11 protein-coding genes are annotated in these 12,475 nt (G+C 75.2%); 6 read left to right on the top strand and 5 right to left on the bottom strand.

Going from position 1 to position 12,475, the window contains the following annotated elements:
* The first annotated feature begins 3 nt into the window (after positions 1 to 3).
* Complete coding sequence (locus BM142_RS11895) at positions 4 to 1,311, top strand: metallophosphoesterase (protein ID WP_217640693.1); 1,308 nt, start codon at positions 4 to 6, stop codon at positions 1,309 to 1,311.
* 68 nt (positions 1,312 to 1,379) lie between these two features.
* Here the strand turns inward: BM142_RS11895 and BM142_RS11890 are convergent, their stop codons facing one another.
* Together BM142_RS11890 and BM142_RS11885 are read right to left on the bottom strand one after the other, a co-directional pair.
* Complete coding sequence (locus BM142_RS11890) at positions 1,380 to 1,949, bottom strand: TetR/AcrR family transcriptional regulator (protein ID WP_175527250.1); 570 nt, start codon at positions 1,947 to 1,949, stop codon at positions 1,380 to 1,382.
* Between the two features lie 152 nt (positions 1,950 to 2,101).
* On the bottom strand, positions 2,102 to 3,130 hold the full coding sequence (locus tag BM142_RS11885) for an ATP-dependent 6-phosphofructokinase (protein ID WP_092198572.1): 1,029 nt from the start codon (positions 3,128 to 3,130) through the stop codon (positions 2,102 to 2,104).
* A 152-nt stretch (positions 3,131 to 3,282) separates the two neighbouring features.
* Between BM142_RS11885 and BM142_RS11880 the strand changes: the two genes are divergently transcribed.
* The 3 genes from BM142_RS11880 (at position 3,283) to BM142_RS11870 (ending at position 4,905) form a co-directional block, all read left to right on the top strand.
* Positions 3,283 to 4,026, top strand: coding sequence for a GntR family transcriptional regulator (locus BM142_RS11880; protein ID WP_092198569.1), 744 nt, complete (start codon positions 3,283 to 3,285; stop codon positions 4,024 to 4,026).
* Positions 4,023 to 4,493: an SRPBCC family protein gene (locus tag BM142_RS11875; RefSeq protein ID WP_092198567.1), complete on the top strand. Its 471-nt coding sequence runs from the start codon at positions 4,023 to 4,025 to the stop codon at positions 4,491 to 4,493. Before BM142_RS11880 ends, BM142_RS11875 begins: the two co-directional genes overlap by 4 nt.
* Before the next feature lie 136 nt (positions 4,494 to 4,629).
* Complete coding sequence (locus tag BM142_RS11870; RefSeq protein WP_217640692.1) at positions 4,630 to 4,905, top strand: GlsB/YeaQ/YmgE family stress response membrane protein; 276 nt, start codon at positions 4,630 to 4,632, stop codon at positions 4,903 to 4,905.
* A gap of 28 nt (positions 4,906 to 4,933) precedes the next feature.
* On the opposite strand, the gene BM142_RS11865 is transcribed toward BM142_RS11870, so the two are convergent.
* Positions 4,934 to 5,572 (bottom strand): MBL fold metallo-hydrolase, encoded by a 639-nt coding sequence (locus BM142_RS11865; protein WP_092198564.1) that lies wholly within the window; start codon positions 5,570 to 5,572, stop codon positions 4,934 to 4,936.
* 116 nt (positions 5,573 to 5,688) lie between these two features.
* Between BM142_RS11865 and BM142_RS11860 the strand changes: the two genes are divergently transcribed.
* Positions 5,689 to 5,910: a hypothetical protein gene (locus BM142_RS11860; RefSeq protein ID WP_092198561.1), complete on the top strand. Its 222-nt coding sequence runs from the start codon at positions 5,689 to 5,691 to the stop codon at positions 5,908 to 5,910.
* A 184-nt stretch (positions 5,911 to 6,094) separates the two neighbouring features.
* On the opposite strand, the gene BM142_RS25175 is transcribed toward BM142_RS11860, so the two are convergent.
* Together BM142_RS25175 and BM142_RS11850 are read right to left on the bottom strand one after the other, a co-directional pair.
* Positions 6,095 to 8,689, bottom strand: coding sequence for a helix-turn-helix transcriptional regulator (locus tag BM142_RS25175; RefSeq protein ID WP_092198558.1), 2,595 nt, complete (start codon positions 8,687 to 8,689; stop codon positions 6,095 to 6,097).
* Positions 8,686 to 10,650, bottom strand: coding sequence for an Hsp70 family protein (locus BM142_RS11850; protein WP_175527249.1), 1,965 nt, complete (start codon positions 10,648 to 10,650; stop codon positions 8,686 to 8,688). The genes BM142_RS25175 and BM142_RS11850 overlap by 4 nt, the downstream gene beginning before the upstream one ends.
* A 285-nt stretch (positions 10,651 to 10,935) precedes the next feature.
* Here BM142_RS11850 and BM142_RS24550 point away from each other — a divergent pair, with 285 nt between their 5' ends.
* Positions 10,936 to 12,432, top strand: a complete 1,497-nt coding sequence (locus BM142_RS24550) for an IniB N-terminal domain-containing protein (RefSeq protein WP_175527248.1) — start codon at positions 10,936 to 10,938, stop codon at positions 12,430 to 12,432.
* Positions 12,433 to 12,475 lie beyond the last annotated feature (43 nt).

The following is a 12,475-nucleotide window of genomic DNA, read 5'->3' as shown; positions in this document are numbered from 1 at the left end:
CAGGTGTCGGTGATCGCCCTGCTGGGCTTCACCACCGTGGTGCTCACGGCCATGCTGCTGCTGCACGGCTGGCTGTGGTTCCGGCTGGTCCGCAGCACCACCCGCCCGGGGCGGACGAGGCGGCGGCTGACGCAGCTGACCGTGGCTCTCGCGCTGCTCCCGGCGCTGGCGATCGGTCTGCGCCGCACGCTCCCCCTGGAGGCGGCCGCGCCGCTGGACTGGGTGGCGTACAGCTGGCTGGGCGTCGCGTTCTACGCCTTCCTCGCCCTTCTCGTGCTCGAGCCGGTGCGGTGGGCCGGGAACCTGGCCCTCCGGCGGCGGGTCCGCGCTCCCGAGCCGGTCGGGGCAGCACTCGTGCCCGCAGGTGCCGCCGATCGCGCCGTCCCGGCCGGTGACCCGGCCGCCCCAGGCCCCGCCGTCAGCGACCCGGCCGCCCCAGACCCGGCCGCCCCGGCCCCCGATCCCCTGCCGCGGCGGCTGTTCCTCGCCCGCGGCCTGGCCGTCACCGCCGGCGCGGTCGCGCTGGGGACCGCCGGCACGGGCGCCTTCCTCGCCCACTCGCCGCCCGTCGTCCGGCGGGTCCCGGTCACGCTGGCGAACCTCGACCCCGGGCTGGACGGGCTGCGCATCGTCACGTTCTCGGACGCGCACCTGTCGTCCACCTACCGCGGCCGCCGGTTCGAGCGGCTGGTCGAGCTGGTGAACGAGCAGCGCCCGGACGTCGTGGCGATCGTCGGGGACCTGGTGGACGGCGACGTCGCGGAGCTCGGTGCGGAGGCGGCCCCGCTGGCGGACCTGGTGAGCGCCCAGGGCGTCTACTTCGTGACCGGGAACCACGAGTACTTCGTCGACACCGCCGCCTGGTTGCGGCACCTGGACACCCTCGGCGTGGACGTGCTGCGCAACGAGCGGGTGGCCATCCGGCGGGGTGCGGCGTCGGTCGACCTGGCCGGGATCGACGACCGGACGGCGGCGTCCTCCGGCGTGCCCGGCCACGCCGCGGACCTCGACGCCGCCCTCGACGGCCGCGACGACAGCGTGCCGGTGGTGCTGATGGCCCACCAGCCGGTGCAGGTGGAGCAGGCCCGCGCCGCCGGGGTGGACCTCCAGCTCTCCGGCCACACCCACGGGGGCCAGCTGTGGCCGTTCGACTACGCGATCCGGCTCGACCAGCCCGCCGTCGAGGGGCTCTCCCGGCACGGCGACACCCAGCTGTACGTCACGTCGGGCGCGGGCTACTGGGGCCCGCCGATGCGGGTGGGCGCCCGGCCCGAGGTGACGGTGGTCGAGCTGCGGTCGCCGCGCGCCTGAGCCGGCGCCGGGGCGGTGAGCTCCTGGGCGGTGAGCTCCTGGGCCGTGAGCTCCGCGACCGTGAGCTCCTACAGGGCGTCGAACGCCTCGTCGACCAGTTCCTCCAGCTTCCGCCGGCCGTCGCAGTCGGCCCACGCGAGCAGGCCGGCGGTGAAGGCGGCCAGGTAGGCGTTCACGACGACGGTCTCCGCGGCAGGGAGCGGCGCTCCGGTGGGGGCGGCGAGCGCGTCGCCGAGCAGCCCGGCGGTGGCGCGCTCGAACTCCGCGGCGCGCATCCGCAGCGCCGGCACCCCGGCGATGATCTTCCAGCGGACCAGCTGCTCGTCGCGGTACTCCGCGCTCCAGGTGCTGAACCACAGCGGCGCCGCGTGCCGCAGCCGCTCCCGTACCGGCCGGTCGGCCGGCAGCGCGGCGGCCAGGGCATGCATCTCCTCCGCGGTCGGCAGCTGCATGAGGACGTGTTCCTTGGACGCGTAGTGCGCGTAGAACGTCGGCACCGAGACGTCGGCGCCGCGGGCGATCTGCCCCACGTTCACCGCCTCGACGCCGTGCTCGAGGAACAGCTCGATGGCGGCGTCGTAGATCCGCTGATGGGTGGCCGCCCATCTCCGGGCACGCCAGTCCGGCGTCTCTGTCACGTCTCGTCCTCCGCTGCCCCGTCGTGCCGGCGCCGCGCCGAGGGTTGCAGCGCGGTGGCGACAGTCCATTGTGCGCCCCCGGACTCCCGTCGGCGCGGCGCAGGGCGCCAACATCGGCTCCGCCACCTGGGCATATGTCGCCCAGGCCCGGCTCAGCCGGTGAAGGCGGCCCGCTCGGCCAGGCGCGACGGGGTCACGGTCTTCAGCCGGGCCACGGCCTTCTCGAGGGGGACGAGATCGATCTCGGTGCCGCGCAGCGCCACCATCTGGCCGTGCCGGCCCTCGTGGGCGGCGATCGTCGCGTGCAGCCCGAAGCGGGTGGCCAGCACCCGGTCGAAGGAGGTCGGCGTGCCCCCGCGCTGGACGTGGCCCAGGACCGTGGTGCGCACCTCCTTCCCGGTGCGCTGCTCCAGCTCCTCGCCGAGCTGCTGGGCGACGCCGGTGAAGCGCCGGTGGCCGTACTCGTCGAGGCCCCCGTCGCGCAGGTCCATGGTCCCCGGCAGCGGGTGGGCCCCCTCGGCGACGACCCCGATGACGTGCGAGTCGCCCCGGTCGAAGCGCTCGGTGACCAGCCGGCACACCTCCTCGACGTCGAAGGGTTCCTCGGGCACGAGGGTGAGGTGCGCGCCGGCGGCGAGCCCGGCGTGCAGTGCGATCCAGCCGGCGTGCCGGCCCATGACCTCGACGAGGAGGACGCGCTGGTGGGATTCCGCGGTCGTGTGCAGCCGGTCGATCATCTCGGTGGCGATGCTGACGGCGGTGTCGAAACCGAAGGTCAGGTCGGTCTCGTCGATGTCGTTGTCGATCGTCTTCGGGATGCCGACGACGGGGACGCCGGCCTCCGACAGCAGGTGGGCGGCGGTGAGCGTGCCCTCGCCGCCGATCGGGATGAGCACGTCGATGCCGTGGGTGGCGAGCACGTCCTTCATCTGCGGCAGCTCGGCGTTCAGCCGCTCGGGGGCCACCCGCGCCGAGCCGAGCGTCGTGCCGCCGCGGGTGAGCAGGCCGTCGACGGCGGCGACGTCCAGCGGCGTCGTCCGGTCCTCGAGCAGGCCGCGCCACCCGTCCCGGAAGCCGAGGACCTCGCTGCCGTAGTGGGCGGATGCGGTGCGGACGACGGAACGGATGACGGCGTTGAGGCCGGGGCAGTCTCCCCCGCCGGTGAGGACACCGATGCGCAACGAGCTCTCCCTCGATGGTCGAGGTGCGACCATACGTCATGACGTCCTGACGATTCCCGCGCCACGCGGATTCGTCCCGTCCGGTGGGATCCGCTGTGACGTCCCATACGACATGACGACCAGACGTCTTGGAATCCCGTACCTTTGCGGGCGTGGTCAGCCCCGTATCCGGACCGAAGTACCTCGCCGTCCGCGAGCACCTCCGCCGCCGGGTGACCGCGTTGCCCGAGCTGACGCTCCTGCCGCCGGAACCGGTGCTGTGCGCCGAGTACGGCGTCAGCCGGATCACGCTGCGCCGGGCGGTCGACGGGCTGGTCGCCGACGGCCACCTCGTCCGGGAGCAGGGGCGCGGTACCTACGTGACCCGGCCGGCCATCCGGCACGAGTACCGCGAGAGCTTCGTGCACCGCATCGCCGGCTTCAACTCGGTGATGAGCGAGCAGGGTGCCCAGGTCGGCACGAAGGTGCTCACCCAGCGGGTGGTGCCGGTACCGGCGTCGGTCGCGGTCGAGCTCGGGCTCGAGGGCACGGCGGACGTCGTCGAGCTGGAGCGGCTGCGCAGCGTGGACGGCGAGCCCAACCACGTGGCGCACAGCTTCCTGCCGGCGCTGCTCTACCCCGGCGCGGTCGAGGCCGATTTCAGCGAGGGCTCGCTCTACGACTACCTGCGCCGGGAGTACCAGGCCGATCTCGCCACCGCGCGGATCGTCGTCGACGTCGGTACCGCCGCCCCGGACGAGGCCGACCTGCTGCGCGTCGTCGCAGGGTCACCGCTGCTCGTCGTCCGGACGACGGTGCGCGACAGCAGCGGGCACCCGCTGGTGCACAGCTACTCCCGGTTGCGCCCCGACGTGAGCCAGGTCGAGTTCGAGGTGTCGGTCGGCGGCCGCGCGTGACCGCCACCACCGCCACCGGCACCTGCGACGTCCCCGAGCCGTCGGCCCGGGTCTGGCAGGCGCTCGCCGTGCTCGAGCCCTACTGCTCGGTCTGCGACGTGTCCTACGTGCTGGGCGAGCAGCCCGCGGAGCCGGGCGTGGGGACCACGTTCGTCTGCGCGCCCGGCCGGCTCGACGGGGCGCCCGCCGCCGGCGCGCCGCAGGGCGAGATCGTCGAGTGGCAGCCCCCGCGCGTGGTGGCGACACGGCTGCGGCTCACCCCCGAGACCTGGACCACCCGGATCGAGCTGGCCGGGAACGGCGACGGCGGCACCCGGGTGACGATGACCGTCACCCACGAGCCGGCCGGGGGCAACCGGGTGGTCCGGCACCTCCAGCGCCGGGCGATGCGGCGGCTGGTGCAGCGGACGGTCGACGCCGAGCTGGCCAAGGTGCCCGCGCACGTCGCGGCGGCCCATACCCCCTGAGTGGTCCTCCGGCCACCCCGATCGGGGGAATGACGCATCTCTGTCATATTCGCGGGTACGGAGCAGAGTCGTGCACCGGCGTGGTGCCACCGGCGTCCGCCGGGACGGTCGCGCCGGTCGAACGAAGGAGAATGCTGTGCTCTTCGACATCCTCGGCCTCATCGTGATCGGCCTCGTCATCGGTGCGCTCGCCCGGCTGATCCTTCCGGGCAAGCAGTCCATCAGCATCGTCGCCACCCTGGCGCTGGGCGTGCTCGGTGCGCTCATCGGCGGCTGGATCGCCAGCCTGCTCGGCACCGGGGACATCTTCGAGCTCAACGTGCTGGGCTTCGTGCTGGCGGTCATCGCGGCCATCGTGCTGGTCGGTGCCTACGCGGGCATGGCGGGCCGGTCGAACCGCGCCGTCCGCTGACCCGTTCCCCGGGGGACGCGGGCGGGCCTCAGAGCTCGGCCGTGTCCCCCGGGGCCAGCCGGCTGAAGGGCGTGCCGGTGCCGGGCCCGCGCTCGCCCAGCAGTCCGCCGACCACCGTGAGGCCGGTGTCGTTGAGCAGCCCGTCGTGCACCGCGAACGCCTGGTCGGCGTGCACGGCCCGGACGTAGTCGATGACGTCGGCGGTGCGCGACCACGGTGCGTGCAGCGGCACCAGCAGGGTCGGCACCGGCTCGTCCGGCACGGTCAGGGCGTCACCCGGATGGAAGACCTGCCCCCCGACGAGGAAGCCGATGTTCGCGATCCGCGGGATGTCGGGGTGGATCTCCGCGTGCAGCTCCCCGTGGACCCGGACGTCGAAGCCGGCCACCGTCACGGCGTCCCCGTGACCCACGACGTGCACCCGCGTACCGAGCCCCTCGAGCTTCGCCGCCACGGACGCGTTGGTCCAGACCTCCAGGGCCGGGTCGGCGTCCAGCGCCGCCCGCAGCCGCCCGGGTTCGAAGTGGTCGGGGTGCTCGTGGGTGACGAGCACCGCCCCGGCGCCGCTGAGGGCCGCAGGATCGGTGAACGCGCCGGGATCGATGACGACGCTGCGCCCGCCCTCGCTGAGGGCCACGCAGGCGTGGCCGTGCTTTGTCAGCTCCATGCACCGCATCCTGCCCTGCGGCCCGGGCCACCGCTGGCCGGCCGTCCTCACCCCTCCGGGGGAGTGCGGGCCGGGCACCCGTAACCCCGGGAACCTCCTCTGCCGACGTTCTCCGCATGATGCTGCAGACGACCCTCTTCGTCGCCGCCCGCAGTCGCGCCCACGGGCCGACCGCCGCGCTGTGGCACGCCGTGGAGGTGCACCGGCCCCCGGCGGAGGTGGACGGCGCCTGCGAGCTCACGCTGTGCGGTTCGCTGGCCCGGGTGTCGACCGAGGACGCGTGGCCCGTCGCCGCGCGTGACGTCTGCCCGGCCTGCGCCCTGCTCTCCCGCTGTTGAAGGACCCCGCTGCCCCCCACCGTGGAAGGACCCCGTCCTCCTCACCCCTCGCAAGCTCGGGGCGAGCCTCGGGACGGAGCCGGCGGCGGGACCCTGCAGCGGGGCCGCTGACGGCCCCTATAGACGCCCTGTCGCCGGGTGGGGGAGCTCGCCCCGACGGCAGGTGCACTCGTCCCGGAGGTGCTCACTCCTCCGGAGCCAGCTCGGCGCGCAGCCGGGCCAGGAGATCGGAACGGTTGCTCGCGCCGAGCCGCTGGCGCATCCGCGAGACGTGGTGCTCCACCGTCTTGGCCGAGATGAACAGGCGCGCGCCGATCTCCCGGTAGGTCTGCCCGGCCAGGACCAGCTCGGCCACCTCCCGCTCCCGGTCGCTGAGCCGGCCACCCGTCGGCACGGGGGTCCCGCCCTCCGCCGTGGGGGGCACCGGGCAGGGCGCGACGTCGCCCGAGGCCTCGGTCAGGGCGCGGGCGCAGGACAGCAGTGCCGTCCGGGCGCGGGGATCGACGGTGCGCGCCGCCGCCTGCCCGGCCAGCCGGGATCCGTCCCAGGACAACCCCACGGCCGCCAGCTCCTGCGCGGTGCTCTCGACCGTCGGCGCATCGATGTCCCCGGTCAGGACGCGCAGCCAGCACCGGCCGGCGCGCGCCAGGACGGCGGCGTACGGGCTCGTGCGGGCGGCCGCCAGCAGCGCGGCCGCGTGCGGACGGAGGGCTGCCGGGTCGTCGGCCATGATCGCCGCCTGGGCGCCGCTCCAGTGCAGCGGCGTGGCCCACAGCTGCGGATCCCCCGCGCGGGCCAGGATCGCCTGCGCCTGCGCCACGTTCGGCGCGATCCGCTCGCTGTCGGCGAGCCGGACCCCGGCGATCATCAGCTCGCCGAGCGGCAGCAGCGTGAACAGGTCGATCGGATACCGCAGCAGCGCCTCCCGGGCGCGCGTCCAGGCCGCGAGCAGCGCCGGACCGTCCCCCGTGCGCCGGGCGAGGCCGACCTCCAGGGCGTGCAGCACCAGCTCGTCCCGCGGCTCCATCGCCGACGGGGCCGCTGCCTGCGCGCGCCGCGCGTTGTCCCGTGCCTGCGCCACCCGGCCGCGGAGCATGTCCACCCAGGCCAGCAGCAAGAGGTGGCGGGCACGGTCGGGAGCGCCGCCGACGTCCGCGGCGACCGCCCGCCGGAGCCCCGCCTCGGCCACCCCGAGCTCCCCGCTGTGCAGGGCGACGAGGGCGGCCAGGGCGGCCGGGGTGTCCATCAGCAGGGCCGTGCGGCCGATCGGCTCCAGCAGCGTGCTCGCGCGGGTCAGGGTCGAGAGCGCGGCGGCGATGTCGGCGCAGGCGTCCGGGCCCGACCGCAGCGACTGCAGGACACCCCGGGCCATCAGCTCCTCGCAGCCGGTGAGGATGCTCGGGCAGCTGCCGCCGTCCCCCTGCGCGGACGCCCCCAGGATCGCGGCGGCCTCCTCCACCTCGCCGGTCGCCAGGAGGGCCAGCGCCCGCGAGCCGGCGTGCTGGGCACCGGCGAGGCGGTAGAGCTCCGCGCTGCGGGACAGCAGCCCGCGCCGGGCGAGCACGGCGGCCGCCACGCTCGCTGCGCGCGGTCGGTCCGGGACCGTCTCGTCGGTCATGACCGCGTCCACCCACTGCAGGGCGTCGTCGAAGCCACCGCGGAGGGCAGCGGCGAGGGCGCGGCGCGCGGCCAGCCCACCGGCCGGCGCCCCGGTGGCCACCGCCTCGCCGAGCAGTGCCTCGGCGAGGACGGGATCGGCGGTCAGCGCCCTGCTGCCGTGCCGCACCAGCAGCTCCGCCGCGCGGGCGTCGCGCACCCGGCCCCTCGCCAGCGCGCGCGCCAGCTCGAGCGGCTCGTCGCCACGCTCGACCAGCAGCCCCAGGAGGCGGCGCCGGACGGACCGGGTCAGGTCGGCCGGCGTCAGGTCGAGCAGCGCCGTCCGCACGAGGGGGACGACGGCCCCGCTGCCGAGGAGCAGGCCCGTCGCCCTCGCCTCCGTGAGCACGGGCCCCAGCCGTCCGGACGGCAGCTCCAGCAGGTCGGCCAGGATGTCCTCGTCGAGCGGCGCCCCGGCCGCGACGCAGTGCAGCAGGAGGCGTGTCTCCTCCTCCAGCCCGACCACGACGTCCCGCACCAGCTCGACCACGGGGCCGGGCACGGTTCGCGGGTCCAGCGCCGCGGGGCCGGTGCCGGCGCTGTCGGGCCGGCTGCCGGCGGCCGTGCGGGCCAGGCCGCGCAGCATGGGGTGGACCAGTGCGGGCAGGCCGCCGGTCTGGTGCAGGACGGCGTCCACGAGCGCCGGGGGGACCGCGGCGCCGAGCTGGTCCCGCGCCCACCCGTGCACCAGCTGTCGGTCGGCGTGGCCGAGGACCACGGTGCGGCGGTTGCTGCCCAGCTCGTCCAGCAGCCGGCGCAGTGCCCGCGGACGGGGGACGGGCCGGAACGCGATCGCCAGCGAGCAGCCGGAGAGGCGCAGCAGCCGGCCCACCCGGTCGGCGGTCTCGTCGGTGACGCGTTCGCCGTCGTCCAGGACGACGGCGAACCCGGCGCCGGTCTCGGGGGACCAGCAGACGTTGTGCGCGTCACTGTGCCCGTCGATCACGGTGAGCCCGGAGCGCCGGTAGCCGTTCGCGATCTCGTTCAGCAGCACGGTCTTCCCGGTGCCGCCCGGTCCCTGCACCACGACGCTCCCGGGCTGGGGCGCGGGGTCCTGGCCCCCCTGCTCCGACGGTGCCGGCGGTGCGCTGCGCAGCCCCTCCCTGACCAGCACGTCGATCACGGGGTGGCCTCGCCCTCGGTGCTGCCGGCGTCGGTCGGCGCCGGGCCTGCCGTGGGCTCGGGCTGCGGTTCGGGCTGCGGCTCGGGCTGCGGTGCCGGCGCGGGTTCCGGTTCGGGAGCCGGCTCGGGCGCGGGCGGCGGTGCGGGCTCCGGTTCGGGAGCGGGCTCCGGCGCGGGCGGGGGTGCCGGCGTCGGCTCGGGGTCCGGGGTCGGCGTCGGGGTCGGCGACGGGGCAGGCGGCGTGGACGACGGTGGCGTCGATGCCGGCGGAGGCGTCGACGTCGTGGGGGCGGGGGCGGCGGTGGTCGGCGGAGTGGTGGTCGACGGGGCGGCGGTCGGCGTCCCGGCCGGCGTGGTGGCGGCGGTGGTGGCGGCCGCGGCCGTGCGGGCGGCCGTGGTGCCCGGAGCCGCGGTGGTGCCGGCGGATGCCGCCCGGACGGCGGCCCGCTCGGCGGCCCGGGCGGAGGTGGTCGCCCGGGCGACGGAGGAAGGGGCCGCGGGCCGGCCCTGCGCCGCGACCCGGACGTCGGCACCGTCGAAGGCGGTCCCCGTCCGCGGCGGCGCGGGCTGGCGGCCGCTCGGCCCGGGCCGGGCGGGCTCCTCGGCCACCTCGACGGTTTCGACCGCCTCGGCGGCCTCGGCGGCCTGCTCGGGCGGGCCGGCGGGGCCGGGCTCCGGGGACAGGAGGGCGGCCAGCGAGGGGCCGAGCAGCAGCAGACCGAGGAACATCCCGGTCACCAGGAGCGCGCGCGCGACCCGCCGGCCGGTGTCGCGCGTTCCGGCGCGGGCCGGCGGCCGTGCCGTTCCCGGCCCGGCCGGCGGGCGCGCCCCCCGCGCGGCACCGGCCTCCGGTCCCCTCCGCGCCGGCCGGGGAGCGGCGGTCGGCGGGTCCTGCGGCACCGCCACCGGCTGCGGCTCCTCGTCCGGCCGGGAGCCGACCGCCGCGAGCCGCGCGGCGCCGGCGGCGACCGTGAGCTCGGGGTCGACGGCCACCACGAGCGGCCGGTCGAGCACCGCGGACAGCTGCTCGCCGACCAGCGGCATGCGGGCCGCCCCACCCGCGAGGACGACCGCGTCGACGGCCCCGGCCGTCAGCCCGGCGGCGGCGATCGTCGCCGCGAGCGTGGCCACCGACCGTCGGACGTCGTCGTCGACGAGCTCCTCGAGCTCGTCCCGGGTCACCCGCACCGCACCCCCGGCGAGCGCATCCGCGTCGGCGACGGTGTCCACGGACAGCTGCTCCTTGACCGCCACGACGGCCGCCCGCACGGTCCCGGCGGGGACGTCCCCGGAGATCCACGGGCCCACGTGCGCCAGCAGTGCGTCGTCGACGTCGGTGCCGCCCCACCGGAGCGGGGCGGGCGGTACGGCGACGTGGTGGAGCTCCCCCTCGGGAGTGGGGCCCACCACCGCGGTGTCCAGCGTGCCGGCACCCAGGTCGTACACCGCGGTGGTGGCGTCCGGACGGAGATCGCCGTCGGCGATGTGCTGGTACGTCGCGGCCAGGGCGGCGGAGACCACCGCGACGTCGGTGGGGCCTCCCGCGGCCACCGCATCCGCCAGCAGCGCGCAGCGGAACGATCCCCAGGACGGGGGCACGGCCACGACGAGGCTGTCCGCGGGCCGCCCCTCCTGGGCGGACGCGCGGTCGACCACCGCACGGACCACGGCGGCGGCCACGTCGACGGCCGGACGGCGGTCCCCGTCGCCGAGGTGGAGCGGGGTGGGGGTGCCGATCCGGTCCACCACCTGCGCCCAGGAGACGGGGGACGGGCGGGCGCCCGACCCGGGCCAGGGCTGTCCGGCGAACCGGACCCGGCCGTCCGCCGCCACCTCCACCGGCACCCGTGGCGCCGTGTCGTCGAGAGCAAGGACCTCGGGGTCCGCGTCCGCCCGGCAGATCGCCGCGGCCACTCCCCCGGTCCCGATGTCGATGCCCAGCCCGTACTCACCGTCGTGCACGAGATCCCCCTGCGCGTCCGACCGGACGACTCCGCGATAGCGGACCGGTCTGGGCCGGAAACTAACCGGACACATGCCGGAAGTGGGACTTCTGCCCGGCGATTGTTGCTCCGCGGACCCAAGTCGGGGGGACACCCCGGGGGCCCCTAACGGTGGGTCACCGGGGATCCCCTAATCGGCGACGTCGAAAAGCGGTGTGCTCCCCGATGAGCGGAGGTGCCCGTCGGTCGTTGACTGCTCCCGCCAGCCGGCCACCTGGGACGGCTCGAACGCTCGGGAGCGACCATGACCACCGTTGCGAGCACCCTGCTCGACTTCATCCTCAACCTGTTCCGCGACCCGGAGGCCGCGAAGGCCTTCGCGGAGGACCCGGAAGGCGCCCTCGCCGACGCCGGCCTGGACGGCGTCAGCCCGGCCGACGTGCACGCCCTCATGCCGGTGATGGCCGACTCCTCCCCGATGGCCTACGGCGGCCGGCACCACGGCAAGGACGACGACGACTGCGACACCGACGGCCGGGGCTACGGCGGTCGTGACCACGGCGACCGGGACCACAAGGACCACGGCCGGGACCACGACCGCGACCACGACCGCGACCACAAGGACCACGGCCGGGACCGCGACCGCGACGACGACCACAAGCCCGTCCGTGACGACGACTGCGACGACGACGACCGCGGCGGCCGGGACCACGGCCGGAACGACGACCGCGACCACGGCTACAAGCCCGTCCGGGACGACGACTGCGACGACGACGACCGCGGCGGCCGCGACCGCGGCGACCGCGACCACGACCGGGACGACCACTACGGCCACGGCGGCCACGGTGGTCACGGCGGCAACCACGGGCACACCGGTGGCCAGGAGGTCGCTGCCGTCAGCCACGTGAAGTACGTGGAGACCACGTACGTCGAGAACAACTACGTCTACAACGACGTCGACGTCGAGATCGAGAAGGCGATCTGGGTCGGCGGGGACGCCCAGCTCATCTTCGGTGACGACAACGTCGTCGCGGGCGACAACGGCCTGGCCGTGGGCGACGACATCGACACCGACGGTGGCGACGTCAACCTCAACAGCGGCAACACCGACGTGGACGTCGACGTGGACATCAAGGACTCGTTCAACACGGACAACTCGGTCACGGCGGGGGCCGGCAGCCAGGTCGCGTTCAACGGCGGCACGGTCAACGACAACGACATCACCGACAGCCAGGTGGCGTCCAACGGCGGCACGGTCAACGACCAGGACACCGAGATCGACGTCGAGATCGACGACATCACCCTCAACTACGCCGACGACGGCAGCAGCATCGGTGGCGGAGACGTGCAGAACGGCGACAACACCGCGGTCGTGGTCAAGGACAACACCGTCGTCCTCACCGAGGGCGGGGACGCCGTGGTCGACAGCGAGGTCGGCGGCAATGTCGTGACGGGTGACGGCAGCGTCGGTGACGACCTCGACCTCGACGTCAAGGACAACACCGTCGTCGTCGACAGCCAGGGCGCCGTCGTCGACAACGAGGTGGAGGTCAAGGACAACAACGTCGTCCTGGACAGCCCCGGCGCCGTCGTCGACAGCGACGTCGAGACCGACATCGAGACCGACATCGAGACCGACATCGAGACCGACATCGACCACACCGAGATCCAGTACACCGAGGTCGAGGTCGAGTTCGAGGAGTCGTTCAACGAGGACTCCTACAACGACGACGGTTCGAACAACGACGTGGACCTGCTCTCCGGCAACACGCAGAACAACGACGCGCTGGCCCCTCTCTGAGCGGCGCCTGACCAGCCCGGCCCCGGGACCGCACGGACCCGGG

Origin of the sequence: Blastococcus tunisiensis (assembly GCF_900112815.1) — a bacterium.
In the GTDB taxonomy this organism is placed as follows: Bacteria; Actinomycetota; Actinomycetes; order Mycobacteriales; family Geodermatophilaceae; genus Blastococcus_B; species Blastococcus_B tunisiensis.
Note: the sequence above shows the minus strand (reverse complement) of the source record. Positions and strands in the feature narration are given on the sequence as shown.

Excerpts from the sequence above, each read along its gene's own strand:
- BM142_RS11865 (WP_092198564.1), bottom strand. The coding sequence starts at position 5,572 with ATGGAGCTGACAAAGCACGGCCACGCCTGCGTGGCCCTCAGCGAGGGC.
- BM142_RS11860 (WP_092198561.1), top strand. The coding sequence starts at position 5,689 with ATGATGCTGCAGACGACCCTCTTCGTCGCCGCCCGCAGTCGCGCCCAC.
- BM142_RS24550 (WP_175527248.1), top strand. The coding sequence starts at position 10,936 with ATGACCACCGTTGCGAGCACCCTGCTCGACTTCATCCTCAACCTGTTC.